Below are 18,347 nucleotides of genomic sequence, written 5' to 3'. Positions count from 1 at the left end.
CCGAGGTCGATGGAGAAAAAGCTCCGCAAAACATTTTCATTCGAATAGCAGCCGAAGCCGATGAAAAAGTTTGCCGGCAGGCAGACTCTTTTCGCCCAAACAAAATCCTTCTGCACACTTCCGCCGCTTATCCTTTCGAAATTCGCCTTCACAATTCGCGCTGCGTTCAATACCGTGAATAAGTCTTCAAATCATGTTAGCGAAATGTTAGAATATTTATCATCAAAAAAGAGACAAGGGAGGGGAATTATGTCTGTTAACCCGGCATGAGCGAAGAAGGATGCACGGTCTGGTTAAGAACGAAAAGCTGCAAATGGGAATGGTCGCGGCAGCGACGGCCGTTGGCGCTGAATTCAAAATCAATCCGTTTCAAGGCGACTTTTTTCGCATCGGGCTCGGCGTCAGCACGTTTTTGCTCTTCCTGCTGTTCATGCGGCACTTGTCTTATATCAAAACGGGCGTGGTCACCGGTATCGCGAACGCGGTCGTGCAAAACAGCGTCGCGGCCGGCGCGTATTATTTCGTATATGCCGCCGGGCTGAGCCTGATCCAAAAAAGGCTGGACCGGCTTGAGCCTCTGGCGCTCGGCGGCCTGATCGCGGCGATCGATTTCATCGCCAATTTGACCGAGCTGTTTTTGCGCGGCATTCTGCTGGGCACTCACCGGTTTTATTTGCACGAATGGTTTTATTTGCTCATGATCGCGCTGGTGCGCAGCTACTTCGTCATCGGTCTGTTCAGCAGCATTTCGGTCAGCCAGATGCGCGTCCTTCATGCCGAGCAGGAGAAAAGAATGGAGCAAATGCTGAGCGTCGGCGCCGGTTTGTACGGGGAAACCTTTTATTTGAAAAAATCGATGGATACGATCGAGCGGATTACCGCGAGCAGCTTCGACCTGTACCGCAGGCTGAAGGAAGACCGCCTGACCGTCTACAGCTCGCAGGCGCTCGGCATCTCGCAGCAAATCCACGAGGTCAAGAAGGACTCCCAGCGAATATTGGCGGGCCTTATGAAGCTGTACGACAGCGAATTTACGGTCGGTCTCACGTATTCCGAAGTGGTTCGCTTCGTGATCAAAGGAAACCGCGAATACGGGGAAATGCTGAGGAAGAAAATTATTATCGAAGCGGAAGGCGATGCGGACTTCCAGACGCCGAATTTCATTCCGCTGCTTACCGTGCTGAACAATCTGGTGGCGAATGCGGTCGAAGCGATCCGGAAGCAGGGAACCGTCGGCCTTCAGGTGCTGGAAGAAGAGCGCGAGCTGGTTTTTGTCGTGACGGATTCGGGCCTGGGGGTTCCAGAAGAGCTTCGCGGCATCATTTTCGAGCCGGGTTTTACGACAAAGTTCAACGAGGAGGGAATTGCGGCAACCGGAATCGGTCTCTCTCATGTGCGCGATATCGTCGAGACTTTCGGCGGAAGCATCGGCGTGGGGCCGGCAGGCAAATCCGGCGGCGCGCAATTTGTCGTCCGTCTTCCCAAAATCCGTTTTTTACAAGGAGGGCCAGCGCGGTGACGTCTACGTTCGCGATTGTTGACGATGATGCGGTAAGCAGGCAAATGCTGCAGCATATTATCGAGGATTCCCTGCTCGGCGATGTAGTCGGGGCGGCGGCGGGCGGGAGAGAAGGCGTCCGGACGATTTTGAACCGGATACCGGACATTGTGCTGATCGATCTGCTCATGCCCGACCAGGACGGTATCGAGACGGTCGCGCAGCTGAAGGAGAACGGCTTTCGCGGCAAATTCATCATGATTTCGCAGGTCGAGAACAAAGAGATGGTCGGCCAGGCGTACCAGACCGGTATCGAGTTTTTTATCCATAAACCGATCAATCGCGTGGAAGTGGTCTCGGTATTGGCGAAGGTGAACGAGCAGCGGCGCTACGAACGGCACCTTTATGAAATCAAGCGGGCGCTTTCGGCATTCGGCGATGCGGAGCAAACGCCGCTTCCCAAAGCGCGGACCGTGCGCGATACGGTCAGTCCGATTTTGATGGACCTTGGCATTCTCGGCGAAAACGGCAGCAAAGAAATTGTCGCCATTATCGAGTATTTGGCCTTGCGCATGGAGGAGCGAACGTCCGATTTTCCGCCTTTGAAAGAACTGTACGAAGCCGCGGCTCGCAAATATAAGCAAAGCAGGGGCGACATCGAGAAGGAGAGCAAGGCGATCGAACAGCGGATTCGCCGGACCGTCATGGCGGCGCTGACGAATTTGGCGTCCATCGGTCTCACCGATTACAGCAATCCGAAATTCGAGCATTATGCGCCGCTCTATTTCGATTTTCAGGACGTCCGGATGAAGATGAGGGCGATGGACGAGGAGCCGCATCCGGACAAAGGAAAGGTCAATATTAAAAAGTTCGTGCAGGTACTCTTCCTGGAAACGCTCGAAAAAATGAGGACATAAGAAGAAGGATGCGCATCAAGCGGCGATGTCAGCTTCTCCAACGCCGGGAGCGAGTCCGTCGTTTTAAACGCGCAAAACAAGAGTAAAGCGGAACAAACGGTTATTACACGGGTGCGGTGCCTTGAAGGTATCGCACATTTTTTTTGCGCCTATGTGTAGGATTCTGTAAGTTTTTGTAGGGTGTGCTTTATTTTATAAGAGAAAGGTCTCTGTTAACAGCGTAAGTAATATAATAAAACATCACCATGACATACATATTACGCGGAAATCGGTCGTGCCGGCCGTACAGATGACCGTTGAAAGGCGAAATGCAGGGTCAAGCCGGCGGCAGTCCTGGCCCCCGCGGCAGCCTTCGCGCTTGCGGCAGTCTTGGCGCCTGCGGCCCGCGCTTCGTCCTTCGAAATGAATTTCAGGAGGGGAACAAGATGAAAGTGAAGAAAGGGCTCTCGCTCGCCATGGTGACGGTGATCGCAGCCGCCATGCTGGCGGCATGCGGCAGTTCCGGGAAGAACGGCACGGAGGGGGCGGGAAACGGCGGCGGCAGCGGAAGCAGCCTGCCGGTCATTAAAATAGCCTCGCAATCGCCATTGTCCGGAGGCAGCTCGATTCAGGGGGAAGCGATCAAGCTCGGCGGCCAAATGGCGCTCGAGGAACGCCAGGATGAATTTAAACAGCTCGGCTTCGATTTGCAGTTTGTTCCTTACGACGATCAGGGAGACTCGAAAAAGGGAGTGGCCAACGCCGAATTGATCGGCGCGGACAAATCGGTCCTGGCCGTGCTCGGCCACCTGAACTCCGGCGTGACGATTCCGTCTTCCGTCGTCTACGAGAAATATTCGATCCCGATGGTAACCCCGGCGAGCACGGCGACGGAAGTCACCGACCGCAAGCTGAAGGCGGTGGACCGCATCGTCGCGCGCGACGACTTCCAGGGACCGGCGGGCGCCGAATACGCGGTGAAAACGGCCGGCGCCAAAAACATTTTCATTATCCAGGACCAGACGGCATACGGCAAAGGGCTTGCCGACAGCTTCCAAACTGCGGTTAAAGGGCTCGGCGCGACCGTTTCCGGGTACGAAGGGATTACCGTCGGCGACAAAGACTTCAGCGGCGTGCTGAACCAGGTGCTGAGCAAGAAGCCGGACTTTATTTTCTTCGGCGGCATGTACAATGAAGGCGGCCTGATCGTCAAGCAGGCCCGCGAGAAAGGCATTACCGCGCCGATCATGGGCGGAGACGCCATCGACTCGTCCGGCATGGTCGATATCGCCGGGGACAAATTGACGGATGTGGCGTACAGCTCGGTATCGACGGACATCACCAAATCGAACAAGGATTGGGCCGACAAGTATACCCAGAAATTCAAGAAGAACCCCGAGAACTATTCGGCATACGCTTACGACGCGATGAACGTCATCCTGGACGGCGTGAAGAAGGCGATCGGCGACAACGGGGGCAAGCTGCCTTCCCGCGAGCAGGCGCGGGACGCGATCCGCGCCACGACCGACTTCCAGGGCGTCGCAACGAAGGTCAGCTTCGACGACAAAGGCGACAACAAGTTCGCGAAAGTGTTCATCTACAAATTCGATGGGCCGAAATATCCGGGCGAACTCATATCCGAGGTCGATCCGAAATAAATGTCCGGCATTGGAAAAGGGGTTTGACGCATGATTTCGGAAATTATTCAGACGCTCCCCCAAGTACTGGTTGACGGGCTTGCGCTGGGCGCCGTGTACGCCGTCGTCGCGATCGGATACACCATGGTGTACGGGATTCTGGAATTTATCAACTTCGCGCACGGGGAAATCTTTATGACCGGCGCATTCGTCGGCACGGCGGCGCTGTTTCTTTTCCGCTCCGCCGGCTGGCTGGGCGGCATGCCGGGATGGACCGCTTATCTGCTCGTCTTCATGATCGCGATGTTGTTTACGGGCGTGATGGGGGTCGGCATCGAACGCGTGGCGTACAGGCCGCTCCGCAAAGCGCCCAAGCTCATCTCGTTTATCTCGGCGATCGGCGTTTCGTTCCTGCTGCAGGATATCGTCCGTTTTATCGCCGACCTTCGGACGGGCAATTTTCTCGTCACCGGCATCACTCTCTACGGAGGCAACCTGAAGGTGGCGACGTCCTCGGTCTGGCATGTGTTCGACGATGCGTTTATTAAAACGAATACGGTCATCGTGCTTGCGGCCGCCGTGCTGCTCATGATCGGGCTCGACTTCTTCGTGAACCGGACCAAATGGGGCGTGGCGATGCGCGCCGTCGCCCAGGATCGGGAAACGGCTTCGCTTATGTCCGTCAACGTCAATCGGGTGATCGCGCTGACGTTTTTTATCGGCTCCGCTTTGGGCGGCGGCACCGGCGTCCTGTTCGCGCAGCAGTACGGCACGATCGACCCTTATATCGGCTTCACGCTCGGCATGAAAGCGTTCACCGCCGCCGTGCTGGGCGGCATCGGCAACATTCGCGGCGCCATGTTCGGCGGCCTGCTCATCGGTCTGATCGAGATGTTCGCATCGGCGAATCTCGGCATAATAACGGGCGGAAGCTTCGGTGCGGAATATAAAGACGTCGTCTCCTTCCTGATTCTGATCGTCGTCCTCATCTTCAAGCCGGAAGGGCTGCTCGGAAGAGCGGTCAAAGAGAAAGTGTAGGTGACAGGCGGTGCAAAAATGGTTAACCTTGTTAAAGGAGCGTCCGCTTGCGCAGGCCGCGCTTTACGCGGCGTTCGTCGTCGTTACCGCGCTCGGCGTCTATTTGTCGGATAAATCGGTCGTGTCGTTCCTGCTGCTGCTCTCTTCCCTGCTGCTGCTGTACTATACGGCGTTTTCGAATGGGGTAAAATGGATCGTCGGCGGCGTGCTTCTGCTGATCGTCATCCCGTTTGCCGCGTCGGGCGGAGCTTCCCACGAATCGTATATGGAGGTTGTCACGCAGTGCGGCATCTATGTGGCCATGGCGCTCGGCCTTAACATCGTGGTGGGCTTTGCAGGGCTGCTCGATTTGGGGTTTATCGCCTTTTTTGCGGTCGGCGCCTATTCGTACGCCATCTTCTCCACCCCGCAGGCGAACAACTTCATATCCGGCCAGCTGTTTCCGCTAGGCGGGGCCTGGTTCTGGCTGTTCATTCCGATCGGCGGCTTGATCGCCGCTTTGTTCGGCGTGCTGCTCGGCCTGCCGGTGCTCCGGGTCAAAGGCGATTATTTGGCGATCGTCACGCTCGGCTTCGGCGAAATCATCCGGCTGGTGTTCAACAACCTGTCGAAGCCGGTCAACATTACGAACGGAGCGATGGGCATCTCGTCGATCGAGCCTCCGAGCTTGTTCGGATATTCATTTACGTTTCCGCACCAGTTTTATTTTATCGTCATGGCTATTCTGGCCGTCGTCCTGTTCGCGGTGAGAAGGCTGGAGCATTCCAGGCTGGGGCGTTCGTGGAAGGCGATTCGCGAAAACGAAATCGCGGCCCAGGCGATGGGCATTCCGGTTATCGCCACCAAGCTGACCGCCTTTGCGGTCGGCGCCTCGTTCTCCGGCATGATGGGCGTCGTGTTTGCCGCGAAGCAGACGTTCATCGATCCGACGAGCTTTACGCTGGTCGAATCGGCGACGGTGCTGGTAATGGTCATCCTCGGCGGAATGGGCAGCGTTCCCGGCGTCATCCTGGGAGCCGCCATCGTGACGATTTTGAACCTGCAGGTGCTGACCGAGCTGACCAACTGGTTTAATCAGCTGACGCTGAACGGCGTCGTCAACATCCCGGCCGCGCTCTCGCCGTCGAAGATGCAGCGGTTCATCTTCGGCGCCATTCTGGTGCTGATGGCCATTTTCCGGCCGAACGGGCTCATATCCGCCAAAAACCGCAAAGCGGACGCGGAAAAGCTGAAGGCGCACCGCGTTCCCGCGCCCGTTCCGGCCTCTCAGTCCGCCGAACAGAGCGGAGGTGCGTTCAAATGAGCGTGCTGAAGGTTACGGGGCTGGTCAAGCGGTTCGGCGGACTCACGGCCGTGAACGGTGTGGACTTCACGTTCCCGGAAGGGAAAATATCCGCCGTCATCGGTCCGAACGGAGCAGGCAAAACAACCTTCTTCAATATGATTACCGGCCTCTATACGCCGGACAAGGGCGACATCGAGCTGGACGGAAGGTCGATCGTGAAGGCGAAGCCGCACCAAATTACGGCCAAAGGCATCGCGCGCACGTTTCAAAACATCCGTTTGTTCGCGAGCATGACCGTGCTGGAGAACGTGATGGCCGGCATGCACATTCATCTGAAGGCGCGGCTGATCGGCACGCTGCTGCGGCTGCCGAAGGTGCGGCAGGAGGAAGAGGACGCCGGGGCGGAAGCCTGCCGCCTGCTGGAATATGTCGGGCTGGACGGCTTCCTGAACGAGCAGGCCGGCAGCCTGCCGTACGGCGCCCAAAGACGACTGGAAATCGCCAGAGCGCTCGCGACCCGGCCGAAGGTGCTGCTGCTGGACGAACCGGCGGCAGGCATGAACCCGCGGGAAACGGCCCGGCTGATCGCGCTCATTCAACAGATTCAGCGCGAGATGGACATGACGGTCGTGCTGATCGAGCATGACATGAAGCTCGTCATGGAGCTGTCGGACAACATTCTCGTCCTGGACTACGGCACGAAGATCGCGGAAGGCGCCCCGGATGACATTCGGTCGAATCCGCGCGTGATCGAAGCCTATTTGGGCAAAAGCGCGCTCCGGAACGAGGTGATTTCATGAGCTTGCTGCAGCTTCACAAGGTACATGCCTATTACGGCGCGATCGAAGGCCTGAAGGGCATCTCCCTTACCGTGAACGAAGGGGAGATCGTCACGCTGATCGGTTCGAACGGCGCCGGCAAGTCGACGACGCTGAAGTCGGTCTGCGGCCAGGTCAAAATCAAAGGGACGATTCTGTTCGACGGCAAGGACATTTCCGCCCAGCCCCCCCATCGGACGGCGCTGGACGGGATTGCGCAGGTGCCGGAAGGCAGGCGCATCTTTCCGCGCCTGACCGTGAAGGAAAATTTGGAGATCGGCGCGTTCTCGGTGAAGGACAAGAAAACCGCGAGAGAACGGATGGAGCGCGCGTTTGCTTATTTTCCGCGCCTGAAGGAACGGCTGCATCAGCCGGGGGGCACGATGAGCGGCGGCGAGCAGCAGATGCTCGCGATCGCCCGGGCGCTCATGATGCAGCCGAAAATCCTGCTTCTGGATGAGCCGTCGATGGGACTCGCGCCGATCATCGTGGAGCAGATTTTCGACATCATTCAGGAGCTGAACAAAGCGGGAATGACCGTGCTGCTCGTGGAGCAGAACGCATACCAGGCGCTGCAAATCGCGCATCGCGGCTATGTCATTCAAACCGGGGAAATCATCATGGAAGACGACGCCCGCGCGCTCCTGCAGAGCGAGCAGGTCAAGGAGGCATATCTGGCTTAAGATGCGACCGATCCTTTACGGCATTCTGGCTTCATTCTTCTTCTCCGCAACCTTTGTGCTGAACCAGGCGATGAAGCTTGCCGGCGGCAGCTGGATGTACACCGCTTCGCTCCGGTTTATCTTTATGCTCCCTTTCCTTCTCCTGATCGTATCGCTGAGAGGAAATTTGCCGGCTCTATTGAAGGATATGCGTCAGCGGCTGCGGACCTGGCTCTGGTGGAGCTTCGTCGGCTTCGGCGTCATGTACGCGCCCGTATGCTACGCCACGCAGTTCGAGCCGGGCTGGCTGATCGCGGGAACGTGGCAGATCACGATCGTGGCGGGCGTCCTGCTTGCCCCGCTGTTTTACAGGGTGATCGATACGCCGGACGGTCCGGTCAAAATAAGGCAGCGCGTTCATTGGAACAGCGTCTGGATGTCGCTCGTCATCCTGCTCGGCATCGCCGTCATGCAATCGGGTCAAGCCGGCCGCATTTCCGCGGCCGATTTGCTGCTTGGAGCGGTGCCGGTGGCGTTCTCCGCGTTCGCCTACCCGCTCGGCAACCGGAAGATGATGGAGGTATGCGAAGGCCGGCTCGATGCGTATCAGCGGGTGCTCGGCATGGTAATCGCCAGCCTTCCGCTGTGGATCGTTCTGTCCGCGGTTGCATTCATGCAAAGCGGGCTGCCGAGCCCTCAGCAGACCGGCCAGTCCCTGCTCGTCGCCTTCAGCTCGGGAGTCGTCGCGACCGTGCTGTTCTTCAGCGCGACGGATATGGCGAAGGGTTCCGCGCAGACGCTCGCCGCCGTCGAAGCGACGCAGTCGGGCGAGGTCGTGTTTGCCGCCGCCGGCGAACTGCTGCTGCTGCCGGTTCCGCTTCCTCCCGCGGTGTCCTGGATCGGAATGTTCCTCGTCATCGCGGGCATGACGCTGCACAGCGTCTATTCGGGCAGAGGCCGCAGCGCCGCCGGAGCGGTCGGGAAGAAGGGGACGCTTACGGCAGATTGAGGCCTCGAAGCGGGGGCGGCCCGCCTATTACGGTTCGATTTACCCGATTTCGGAAACGAGCCTGCCCGGGTAGGAGGCGTCCTCAAACCGGTAAATAAACATGCGGGCAAACTTGTTGTCGCCTTTGCCGTTAAAGCTGACTTTCGTGCTCACTCCCTGGAAATTATGCGTGCCGCGAACCGCCTCTCGCACCTGCTCGCGGGAGGGAAGCTTCCCGCCGTTTGCGAGGATGGCGGTTTTCAGCCCGTTCAGGAGGACCGACATGCTGTCGTAGGCGTAAGCGGAAAATCCGTCGGCCGGCTTGCCGAATTTCCGGCGGTAGGCGTCGGCCCACCGTTTTCCGCTGTCCGTCCGGGTAATGTCCGCTACAGGAGAGCTGTACAGCGCATTCCGGATGTCGCTGCCGGCGAACCGGACGATTCCGGACGAATCCAGGCCGTCTCCGCCCATGAAGCGGGCGGTCACGCCTTTTTCCCGCGCCTGCTTCAGCAGGATGCCCGCTTCCGAATACCGGCCGCTGAAGAAAATGAGCTCCGGCTGCGCGCGCAGCACCTGATTCAGCACCCCGTTGAAATCCTTATCGCCCCTGGCGATGGCTTCATAGCCGGCAATGCGCGCGCCCATCCGCTTCGCCGCTTCCACAAACGACTCGGCCAGACCTTGGCCGTAGGAGGTATTGTCGTGGATCACGAACAGGCGGCTCGCGCCGGCCGTCTTCACCGCATAATCGGCGGCGGAGGGGCCCTGCACATCGTCGCGGGCGACGATCCGGTTTACCGTTTTGAGCTGTCTGTCGGTCACTTCCGTTGATGTGCTCGCAGGAGACACCATGACCAGGTTGTACTTCTCGTAAATGACCGAGCTGGGGACAGATACGTCGGAGTCGAGGTGCCCGACGACGCCGAGGATGGACGGATCGGCGCCGATCAAGGCGGCGTTGGCGACTCCTTTGGAGGCTTCGGCCTGATCGTCGTAGGGGATCAGCTTCAACCGGAAGCCGAGCTTTTCAAACTCCGCCCGGTGATCGTCCAGCGACATTTCCGCTCCGAGCTTGATCGCTTCGCCCGGAATGGCGCTTCCTCCGGACAGGGGGGATTGGGTCGCAATCCCGATGACGGTTAAGGGACGGTCATGGCCGCTCTGCGGCGGAATACCCGCCGGTCCGCTGCCGTATTTGGCCAGCAGCACGAGCAGCAGCGCGGAGATGAAGTAAAGGGGTAATGCAAATGTGTTCCTCACAAAGAGCCGCTCCTCCCGATCTTGAATCTCGAAAACGTACTTCTGTTCTGATCGTACATGACGGCATATAATCGTGTCATACGATCATTTCGATCATCATCATCGGCCGTTTCGATGGGAGGGCGAACGAGGTGGAAATAAGGCAGTTGAAGACGTTTTGCACGGTGGCGGCGGAGCTCAGCTTTACGCGGGCGGCCGAAACGCTCGCTTATGCGCAGTCAAGCATCACGGCTCAAATTCAGGATTTGGAGCGCCAGCTCGGCGTTCCTCTCTTCGACAGGCTGGGCAAGCGCGTGGCGTTGACGGAAGCGGGCGGCCGGCTGCTGTTCTACGCGGAACGCATTCTGCAGCTGGCGGATGAAGCGAAATACGCCGTCCCCGGGAACGAAGAGCCTTCCGGCACGCTGCGGATCGGCGGTCCGGAAAGCTTGTTTACGTACCGGCTTCCGCGAGCGCTGCGGGAATTTCGCGCGCGATGTCCCAAGGTCGAGCTTCAGTTTCAGACCGGCCCGTTTTGCAGCGACCTTAGACGGCTCGTGCTGCAGGGGACGGTGGACGCGGCGCTCGTGCTGGACCAGCGGATCCAATCGGACGTCTTGAACGTCGAGCCGCTGGTTGTCGAACGGCTGGTCGTGATTACGGAGCCGGGCCATCGGCTGGCCGCCCGGGAGCAGGTGCAGCTATCCGAGCTGGAGGGCGAGGTGCTGCTGACGACGGAATTGGGCTGCAGCTACCGGACGCTGTTCGAGAAAACGCTGCGCGGTGCGGATGCGGAGCCTGCGGCAAAGCTCGAATTCGTCAGCGTGGAGGCGATCAAGCAGAATGTGATGGCCGGAATCGGCATCGCCGCGCTTCCCGAAATGACGGTGCGGGCGGAGCTTGAATCGCGCCGGCTGGCCGCCCTCCGCTTTGCGGACTGCGACCTGTCGGTCGTGACGCAGCTCCTGTGGCACAAGGAAAAGTGGGTTTCGCCCGCGCTGCGCATTTTTTTGGAGACGGTCAAACGAATGGCCGCGGGCGGAGCGGGGCCGGTTACGGGCTGAACTCCCGAGCCGGCTGGCCGCCTGCCGAATTTCCCCGCAGCTTGTCACATTTGCCGGCAGAGGACCCGGGGCCCCGCATCGCCCCTTGGCCGTCAGGCTCATCTGCAAGGTCCGGTCTATTCCTTGTCCGCCAAGCCCGGCGCGGAAGCCGTGCCGGCGTCTTCCGCACCATCCGCTTCGACGAATCGTTTCAGCGCCGCCAGCTTGTTCTCCCAAAACCGTTCGTAATAAGCAAGCCAGCGCTTCAGCTCGAGCAGCGGCTCGGTCTCCAGCCGGTACCGCGTCTCGCGTCCGACCTTCCGTTCCTTGACGAGACCCGCTTCGGCCAAAATGCGCAGATGCTTCGAAACGGCCGTCCGGGTCATCGGATAATGGCTGCTGATCGCGGTGACGGGCATTTCCTTGTCGACGAGCAGCTGCAATAGGCTGCGCCGGGTCGGGTCGGCGATCGCCTGAAACACATCGTGTTTTTGCGTCTGCGCCATCATCTTCAAGCTTCGACGAGCGCTTTGAGCCGCTGTCCGATGCCCGTCCAGCCCTGCTCCATGCCGCCGCGGACCGTATCGTGCGGCTGGCCGAATTCGGTCGCCTTGTCCATATCCCAGCCACCGTGAATCAGCGTAAATTCCGTCTTCCCGCCGTCCAGCTCGCGCAGCTCGAAGGTAAGCGTCCAATCCTTGCCCCACTTGAACGAAAGCCGGTGCGGGGGATCGATTTCCGTTACTTTGCAGGGCGATTTGCCGAACGGACCGGCCTCGAGATGAAACTCCCGGCCCACCTCCGGCCGAAAATCGTTCGGCATAAACCAGGCGGCTATCCCTTCCGATGTGGCGACGGCGTCCCATACCTTTCCGATCGGGGCGTTAAACGTCAGCGTCTGGCGGATATCCGGCAGCGTTTGGTTGTCCATGTCTGTCAGCCTCCTAGAATGTTCGTCCTTTTGCGAAACTATTTGGTTTCGTAATGAATTATAGGGCACCGTTTGGTTTCGTGTCAACGGCCTTTTTCTTCTCCACAAAACGTCTCCATTGTTGTATGATACTTCCAAACGGGCTTGGGTATGCAGAAGGGCATGAACCGGGCGGCAAACGGGGGCGTGAAGCATGAGCGGATGCGGGACGATCAAAGGGATTTTGTTCGATATGGACAATACGCTGCTGCAGTCGAGCATCGATTATCCGTCGATGAAGCGCGGCGTTTACGAATATTTCAGGGAGCGGGGCGCGATGGACGGCGATTTCCCCGTGGAGGCTCACACGACCGCAACCGTGCTTGAGCACGTCAGATTGGCCGGAGGGGACGCGGAGCTGCTCGACGGGGCGCTGGAGGTCGCCGCGCAATATGAGCTGGCCGGGATGGAGGGAGCGGGGCTTGAGCCGGGCGCGCGCGAGCTTCTCAAAGCTCTTCGCGGCCGATGCATTCTAGTCATTGTCACGAACAACGCTTATGCGGCGGCGGTCCGAGCGCTTAAGTCCACCGGTATTCTGGACCGGTTCGACCTGATTGTCGGCCGCGAGCAGATGACGGCGATGAAGCCGGCGCCGAGCGGTTACTTGTATGCCATGGAGCGGTTCGGGCTTATTTCCTCCGGGGAATGGCTTTCCGTCGGCGACGCCTGGATCGACGGCAAAGCTTCGGCGGAGGCGGGCGTCCGGTTTGTCAGCTACCGGACGCCGGTCGCAGATATGCTTCAGCGGGGCGTGAAGCCCGTTGGACGAATCGGGCATTTGCTCGAGCTGGCCGATTGGGTCGGCTGAACCCGGCGGTCAGGCCCCGCTTTATTTCGCCTAAGGCTGTTGGTGCTCGTAACCTATCGTTCAACCTGCAGCAGCATATCGAGATGAGGGATGTTGTCTTCCATATAGACCTCGGATACGGGGCGGAAGCCGAACGAGCCGTAAAATTCCCGCAAATAGGCTTGAGCCTGAATCTTCACGGCCGTCACCTGCCATTCCTCGCGAATAAACGCCAATGCTTGCGTTAAAAGCTCCTTCGCCATTCCTTTTCCTCTGTATTCCTTATTGACCAATACTCTGCCAAGAGACGGCTCCGGATAGGAAACGCCCGCCGGCACAATCCGCAAATAAGCTGCAATTTCCCCGTCCAATTCGTGAAACAGATGCAAACAATAAGGATCTTTGCCGTCCACCTCGAAATAAGGGCAGTTCTGCTCGACGACAAAAACGTCCGTTCTTGCTTTCAAAATGTGGTAAAGCTCAAGATTGGTCAATTCCTCGAAAGCGAGTAATTTCCAGCCCATAAGTTCTCCCTCCCGCGGGGCGTTATATGCCTGAAAACCAAATATTCGTATAAGTGAGAATTATAGCACGTTCCCTTTCGCCTGTGTATGACCGAAGAAGTAAAAACTTGGACGAGAAGGGGAAATTGCGCTCGTAGAACGGTTTTACCGGGTAGCATTTTTATGCAGGAAAGGAAAAGCATCCGCCTTAAGCCGCGGGTAAAAAAGTGACATTGCCGGAAAAAATCGCATGCTTTAAGCTTGTGCTGTACGACAGGTCCATAAAAACAGGGAGGGAACGAGCCGATGGCTGCAACGGAATCTGCGCCTTATTTGGCGGGAACGGTGGATATTCGGGCTGCGGGTCCAAGGTGCAAAATGCTGCTTGGAGACCTCGACGGAGACGGCCGGATGGAAATCGTCATGGTCCAGCCGGGCAGCCGGAAGGACGTCCGGTATATTCCTCACCAGGTGCAGTGCGTGACCGCGTTCGACCTGCTGGGCAACAGGCTGTGGCAGACGGGCACGCCGCATCCCGAGGCGGGAGGGCCCGGAGCGGACTATCCGGCTCAGCTGTATGACTGGGACGGAGACGGCCGGCTTGAGGTGCTGTGCGTCATGGAGGACCGGTTTGTTGCGCTCGAAGGAGCGACCGGCAAAATCAAACGGACGCATCCGCTGCCCGATCCGCAAGCGCATGACTGCATTATCATTGCGAACGTATCGGGAAACGACCGGCCGGGCGATATTCTGCTGAAGGACCGGTATTCCCGGATGTGGGCGATGGACCGGGATTTCAGGCTGCTGTGGACGCACGAGGGCAATATCGGCCATTTTCCATGGCCATACGACTGGGACGGCGACGGCCGCGACGAGGTGATGGCGGGCTACGACATGTTAAGTCCGGAAGGGCGAGTGATGTGGTCGTGCCGCGGCCTCGACGATCATGCGGACTGCATATGGACCGGGGATGTAAACGGGGACGGGGAACCGGAAATTGTGATTGGAGGCAGCGTAACCGTCCTGTATGACCGGCACGGACGGGAGCTGTGGCGTTACGAAGGGTCGATCGAGTCGCAGCATGTTGCGCTGGGAAAGTTTCGCAGCGACTTGCCCGGGCTGCAAATCGCGGGCCTTGACCGTATCATTCGCGGCGGCAGGGAAAAGCCGGGCAAGGACGGCATGTTCCTGCTGGATGCGGAGGGCAGCGAAGTGTGGAAGGAAGAGCGGACGACTAGCGGCTGGCTGACGATCATCGAAACGCTGCGCGGCTGGGATGACGGCCCGCTCGACTATATATTGGCCTTTCGGAGGGGAGGCGGCCTATATCCCGCGCTGTACGACGGCCATATGCGGACCGCCGTGCAATTTCCGGCGGACGGGTATGCGGCGCACGCCGATTTGCTCGGCTCGGGCAGGGAGCAGGTCGTCATTTACGATCACGAAACGGCCTCCGTTTATTCCGGCAGTCCGGTCGATTTGTCGGCTTCGGTGTCCGGCGCGCCATTGAAAATGAGCAAACGTCTGTACAGCTCCACGCTTTATCCGGGAGGCGAAGTGTAATTGAATCGTGATTGATCTGGGGGAGGTTGAAGGGTGGAAAAGCCGGTGTACCGGGTTGCGTTATTGGGTTTGGGAAATCGGGGATGGTCCCATCTTGCGGGCTTCAGAGCCAACGCGGATCGTTTTTGGATCCAAGCGGTCTGCAGCTCTAGCAGGGACAAGCTGCGAACGGTGAAGGAGCAGGACGAGGCTTACCTGACGTATACGGATGCCGAACAGATGCTGGCGGAAACGAGGCCGGATGTATTCTGCTTCGCGACTCCGCCGAATGTACGGCTGTCTCTTATTCAGCTGGCCGCCCGGTACGGGGTGAAGGCCGTCGCGATGGAAAAACCGATCGCGAATTCGCTGCAGGAGACGAGGGAAATTTCCCGGCTGTGCCGCGAACACGGGATACAGGTCGTCGTTTGCCACCAGCACAAATATTTGCCGTCGTTCGCGAAGCTGATGCAGGTTGTCCGTTCGGGGGAGATCGGCGACGTCGTCCGTATTCATGCCAAAACGCGGGGGTGGTTGTATAATTCGGGCACCCATTTCGTCGATTATATGCTGTGGATCAACGGCGGAAACGAGGCGGATTGGGTTGTCGGGCACGTGCACGGCAAAAGCAAGCTTGACGACAGCCATCCCTCCCCGGATTTTGCGCTCGGGGAGCTGCATTTCAAGAACGGGGTAACGGGTGTCATCGAATGCGGGTATTTAAGCCCGTCGTACCTGCCTCCGGAACGGTTTTGGACCGACAACCGCTTGACGGTGTACGGAACGCACGGATACGCTTGGGCGGAAACCGACGGACGGTGGGCCGCGTTTACCCGGCATTCGCACGGCCGGCTGCTGGAAGGCCAAGAGCTTCCCTGGTCCCCGGCCGTAAAGGATGCCATCCAGGCGGAGTATACGAAAGATTTGGCCGATTGGATGGATGACCGGAGCAAGCGGCATCCGTGCCATTTTGAGATCAGCGAGCACGGCTATGAAATTTTGTTCGCCATTTGTGCCGCCTCCCTGGATCACACGCGAGTTGACCTGCCGCTTCAAAGCGGCTTGCATGCGGATATGATCGGGCGTATGATGCAGGAGCTTCCCGAAGTCTGAAGCGAGACCGGGTATGCGCGCCCCTTGGACGCAAGCCGCTTACCACGGCACCGAAATCGTGTAGCGCATCCCTTTCCATTTCAGCGTATTCGTCAGCACGAGCGCAATGAAATAGAAGACCGCTGAACAGGCGATCGAGCCGGCCGTGCTCCATAACAGCGTCATCCCGTGGGCGTTAAAATAATCGAAGGTCCACCGCCCGCAAAGCGCCATCAGGACCATGCACAAGCCGACTTTAATATACGGTTCGACCCTCCAATAAAATCCGATCGAGCTTGAAACCGAGAAAAAGTTCAGCAGCGTTTGCATGATCATGCCGATGCCGAAGCCGTAGGCGACGCCGATGATGCCGAATTGGCTGCCAAACACGAAAATAGACACCGCCTTGAACGCCGTGGCTACGATAAAATTCGTTAGAACGGCGTTCGCGCGGCCGAGTCCGAGCAGAATCGCATGCAGCGGCGCATCGAAATAATGCAGGAAAAACAGGGGCGCCAATATTTTCAGCAGCAGCCCGGCCTCCGGCGCATTGTAGACGAGCTTCGTCAGCGGCGTTGCCCACTGGAACAGGATAACGGTTGCCGGCGCGCCGATTAATAGCCCCAGGCCGAGCGCCTGATTCATCCGTTCGTGCATCAGCAGCCCGTTCTTGTTCACCGCCGCTTCGCCGATTGCCGGTATAAGCGCGGTGGACAAGGATTGGGTAATAAAGCTCGGCATAAAAAGCAGCGGAAATACGTAGCCGGCGAGTAAGCCGAACTGCTTCGTGGCCACCGCCGTGCCGATGCCGGCCAGTGCCAGGCTCGATGTGATGAGCACCGGCTGAATGGCGCCGTACACCGATTGAATCACGCCGTGTCCGGTTGTCGGCAGGCCGATCCGCAGCAGCTCGGCAAGCAGGCTTTTTCCTGTCTTCAAATGCTTCGCCCAGGTCTCACCCGGTACCTTCGGCTCTCCGTTCAGCTTGTAGCTGACCGCCAGAAACAGAAGGCCGATCGCCTCGCTGACGACCGAAGCGGTCATCGCGCCCGCAGCCGCGTATATGACGCCGTACGGCATCAGCAAATGCACGATCGCCAGCACGCAGGCGATCTGCACCGTATGCTCGAGCACGTCCGATGCGGCGATCGTCATCATGCGCTGCATGCCGCGGAAGTAGCCCTTCAGCACGGCGGAAACGGCGACGATAGGCGCAATCGGCGTAATAGCGAGCATCGCGTAATAGGCGCGGTGGTCGCTCAGCAGAAGGGAGGCGATCCACTCGGAGCCGAGCAGCGAGACGGCCGTAAGCGTCAGGCTCAAGAACCCGGTGACCGCGAGCGAAATGTGCAGGATGCGCCGCACCTTTAGCCGGTCGCCGGAAGCGTCGGCCTCGGCGACCATTTTGGAAATCGCCACCGGCAGGCCGAGCTCCGTAATCGTAATGACGAGCGGCACGAGCGGATGCGCCATCATCAGCAGGCCGATTCCTTCGGCACCCAATACGCGAGCGACAAACATACCGCTGATAAACCCGAGAATACGGTTGATGAATGCGGCTGTCGACAATATCATCGTCCCTCTTATGAACGATTGTTTCTGCTGCCCCATGCCTTGGTTCCTCCCGAAGATCGAATACTTAAGTGTATTCTTGATCCGGAAAAGCATGCGAACAAGCTGATATCCGGTGCCAATTCTAATCAACCGGCTCTACTGTATTTCGAAAGGCAAAAGCACAAAAAGGCCCCGATATCGCGGCCTTTTATTGCAAGCTGAATATTGAGTGCCAGCGGAAAATTGCGATAACAAAAATGTCATTCCTCACCCGATTGTACGGGCGGACCCAGCCACTCAGGATCGTAGGTAGTCCCGGCCAAGACGGATTCCAAGTTTTGCGTGTCGAAGTCGATGGGGACAAATGTGACCGTGCGCAGCCGGCCGTCGAAAAAGCAGCGCTTCGAAAACGGAAGGTTTACCTCCCGGCGATTATTTGATAATATAAGTGCAACATTTGAAATGCGATGACGAGATGAGTAAATAAAGGGACGCTTTCACAGAGAACTCCGGCAGCTGAGAAGGAGTAAAGCGGCTTTATTGAAAAAAGCCTCTGAGCAGCGCATCGGAACCCCGCAAGGGAGATGGTGCGACAGGAGCTCCTGTTACAGAGCCGGAGTATACGCATTACATGATGCCGTACTTGAAGAGGCCGATCCGGCGACGGACCGGCGAAATTAGGGTGGTACCGCGAGCGAATCTCGTCCCTGAGACTGTTGTCTCAGGGGCGGGATTTTTTTCATCTATTCGGAAAGGTTCGCTTTGCGCCATGTTCTACCGCCGACTGTCGGCGTC

17 protein-coding genes and 1 other annotated feature are annotated in these 18,347 nt (G+C 58.3%); of the genes, 12 read left to right on the top strand and 5 right to left on the bottom strand.

The window, feature by feature from the left end; genetic code table 11:
• Positions 1–280 precede the first annotated feature (280 nt).
• The 8 genes from PD282_RS22650 (at position 281) to PD282_RS22615 (ending at position 8,843) form a co-directional block, all read left to right on the top strand.
• Positions 281–1,519 carry an ATP-binding protein gene (locus PD282_RS22650; RefSeq protein WP_274653415.1) on the top strand — a complete coding sequence of 413 codons (1,239 nt, stop codon included), beginning with the start codon at positions 281–283 and terminating at the stop codon, positions 1,517–1,519.
• On the top strand, positions 1,516–2,415 hold the full coding sequence (locus PD282_RS22645) for a response regulator (protein WP_274653413.1): 900 nt from the start codon (positions 1,516–1,518) through the stop codon (positions 2,413–2,415). The genes PD282_RS22650 and PD282_RS22645 overlap by 4 nt, the downstream gene beginning before the upstream one ends.
• 425 nt (positions 2,416–2,840) lie before the next feature.
• On the top strand, positions 2,841–4,052 hold the full coding sequence (locus tag PD282_RS22640) for a branched-chain amino acid ABC transporter substrate-binding protein (RefSeq protein WP_274653411.1): 1,212 nt from the start codon (positions 2,841–2,843) through the stop codon (positions 4,050–4,052).
• A 30-nt stretch (positions 4,053–4,082) separates the two neighbouring features.
• Positions 4,083–5,069 carry a branched-chain amino acid ABC transporter permease gene (locus PD282_RS22635; protein WP_274653409.1) on the top strand — a complete coding sequence of 329 codons (987 nt, stop codon included), beginning with the start codon at positions 4,083–4,085 and terminating at the stop codon, positions 5,067–5,069.
• A gap of 10 nt (positions 5,070–5,079) precedes the next feature.
• The gene (locus PD282_RS22630; protein ID WP_274653407.1) at positions 5,080–6,372 is read left to right on the top strand and encodes a branched-chain amino acid ABC transporter permease; all 1,293 of its coding nucleotides are present in this window, start codon (positions 5,080–5,082) and stop codon (positions 6,370–6,372) included.
• Positions 6,369–7,154: an ABC transporter ATP-binding protein gene (locus tag PD282_RS22625; RefSeq protein WP_274653405.1), complete on the top strand. Its 786-nt coding sequence runs from the start codon at positions 6,369–6,371 to the stop codon at positions 7,152–7,154. The genes PD282_RS22630 and PD282_RS22625 overlap by 4 nt, the downstream gene beginning before the upstream one ends.
• Entirely contained in the window at positions 7,151–7,855 is a 705-nt protein-coding gene (locus PD282_RS22620) for an ABC transporter ATP-binding protein (protein ID WP_274653403.1), read from the top strand. The genes PD282_RS22625 and PD282_RS22620 overlap by 4 nt, the downstream gene beginning before the upstream one ends.
• 1 nt (position 7,856) lies before the next feature.
• Positions 7,857–8,843, top strand: a complete 987-nt coding sequence (locus PD282_RS22615) for a DMT family transporter (protein ID WP_274653401.1) — start codon at positions 7,857–7,859, stop codon at positions 8,841–8,843.
• A 39-nt stretch (positions 8,844–8,882) separates the two neighbouring features.
• On the opposite strand, the gene PD282_RS22610 is transcribed toward PD282_RS22615, so the two are convergent.
• On the bottom strand, positions 8,883–10,082 hold the full coding sequence (locus PD282_RS22610; RefSeq protein WP_274653399.1) for a branched-chain amino acid ABC transporter substrate-binding protein: 1,200 nt from the start codon (positions 10,080–10,082) through the stop codon (positions 8,883–8,885).
• 131 nt (positions 10,083–10,213) lie between these two features.
• On the opposite strand from PD282_RS22610, the gene PD282_RS22605 reads away from it, so the two are divergent.
• Positions 10,214–11,125: a LysR family transcriptional regulator gene (locus PD282_RS22605; protein WP_274653397.1), complete on the top strand. Its 912-nt coding sequence runs from the start codon at positions 10,214–10,216 to the stop codon at positions 11,123–11,125.
• Between the two features lie 116 nt (positions 11,126–11,241).
• Here the strand turns inward: PD282_RS22605 and PD282_RS22600 are convergent, their stop codons facing one another.
• A complete protein-coding gene (locus PD282_RS22600) occupies positions 11,242–11,613 on the bottom strand; it encodes an ArsR/SmtB family transcription factor (protein ID WP_274653396.1) in 372 nt (123 codons plus the stop codon).
• Positions 11,614–11,615: 2 nt separating this feature from the next.
• A complete protein-coding gene (locus tag PD282_RS22595) occupies positions 11,616–12,044 on the bottom strand; it encodes an SRPBCC family protein (RefSeq protein ID WP_420832371.1) in 429 nt (142 codons plus the stop codon).
• A 184-nt stretch (positions 12,045–12,228) separates the two neighbouring features.
• Here PD282_RS22595 and PD282_RS22590 point away from each other — a divergent pair, with 184 nt between their 5' ends.
• Positions 12,229–12,882 (top strand): HAD family hydrolase, encoded by a 654-nt coding sequence (locus PD282_RS22590; protein ID WP_274653393.1) that lies wholly within the window; start codon positions 12,229–12,231, stop codon positions 12,880–12,882.
• A gap of 53 nt (positions 12,883–12,935) precedes the next feature.
• Here the strand turns inward: PD282_RS22590 and PD282_RS22585 are convergent, their stop codons facing one another.
• The gene (locus tag PD282_RS22585) at positions 12,936–13,385 is read right to left on the bottom strand and encodes a GNAT family N-acetyltransferase (protein WP_274653390.1); all 450 of its coding nucleotides are present in this window, start codon (positions 13,383–13,385) and stop codon (positions 12,936–12,938) included.
• 285 nt (positions 13,386–13,670) lie between these two features.
• On the opposite strand from PD282_RS22585, the gene PD282_RS22580 reads away from it, so the two are divergent.
• Positions 13,671–14,927: an FG-GAP-like repeat-containing protein gene (locus PD282_RS22580; RefSeq protein WP_274653388.1), complete on the top strand. Its 1,257-nt coding sequence runs from the start codon at positions 13,671–13,673 to the stop codon at positions 14,925–14,927.
• Positions 14,928–14,960: 33 nt separating this feature from the next.
• Entirely contained in the window at positions 14,961–16,019 is a 1,059-nt protein-coding gene (locus tag PD282_RS22575) for a Gfo/Idh/MocA family protein (RefSeq protein WP_274653386.1), read from the top strand.
• 39 nt (positions 16,020–16,058) lie between these two features.
• Here the strand turns inward: PD282_RS22575 and spoVB are convergent, their stop codons facing one another.
• Entirely contained in the window at positions 16,059–17,609 is a 1,551-nt protein-coding gene (gene spoVB / locus PD282_RS22570) for a stage V sporulation protein B (RefSeq protein WP_274653384.1), read from the bottom strand.
• A gap of 401 nt (positions 17,610–18,010) precedes the next feature.
• Positions 18,011–18,264: a binding site (T-box leader), on the top strand.
• The last annotated feature ends 83 nt before the right edge of the window (positions 18,265–18,347 follow it).

Source organism: Paenibacillus humicola (genome assembly GCF_028826105.1).
Lineage (GTDB): Bacteria > Bacillota > Bacilli > Paenibacillales > Paenibacillaceae > Paenibacillus_Z > Paenibacillus_Z humicola.
This window is presented reverse-complemented; position numbering and strand designations above follow the sequence as displayed.

Bases quoted from the DNA above. Each gene is read 5' to 3' on its own strand.
- PD282_RS22620 (WP_274653403.1), top strand. From the start codon at position 7,151: ATGAGCTTGCTGCAGCTTCACAAGGTACATGCCTATTACGGCGCGATC.
- PD282_RS22625 (WP_274653405.1), top strand. From the start codon at position 6,369: ATGAGCGTGCTGAAGGTTACGGGGCTGGTCAAGCGGTTCGGCGGACTC.
- spoVB (WP_274653384.1), bottom strand. From the start codon at position 17,609: ATGGGGCAGCAGAAACAATCGTTCATAAGAGGGACGATGATATTGTCG.
- PD282_RS22590 (WP_274653393.1), top strand. From the start codon at position 12,229: ATGAGCGGATGCGGGACGATCAAAGGGATTTTGTTCGATATGGACAAT.
- PD282_RS22580 (WP_274653388.1), top strand. From the start codon at position 13,671: ATGGCTGCAACGGAATCTGCGCCTTATTTGGCGGGAACGGTGGATATT.
- PD282_RS22585 (WP_274653390.1), bottom strand. From the start codon at position 13,385: ATGGGCTGGAAATTACTCGCTTTCGAGGAATTGACCAATCTTGAGCTT.
- PD282_RS22635 (WP_274653409.1), top strand. From the start codon at position 4,083: ATGATTTCGGAAATTATTCAGACGCTCCCCCAAGTACTGGTTGACGGG.
- PD282_RS22650 (WP_274653415.1), top strand. From the start codon at position 281: ATGCACGGTCTGGTTAAGAACGAAAAGCTGCAAATGGGAATGGTCGCG.
- PD282_RS22615 (WP_274653401.1), top strand. From the start codon at position 7,857: ATGCGACCGATCCTTTACGGCATTCTGGCTTCATTCTTCTTCTCCGCA.
- PD282_RS22600 (WP_274653396.1), bottom strand. From the start codon at position 11,613: ATGATGGCGCAGACGCAAAAACACGATGTGTTTCAGGCGATCGCCGAC.
- PD282_RS22640 (WP_274653411.1), top strand. From the start codon at position 2,841: ATGAAAGTGAAGAAAGGGCTCTCGCTCGCCATGGTGACGGTGATCGCA.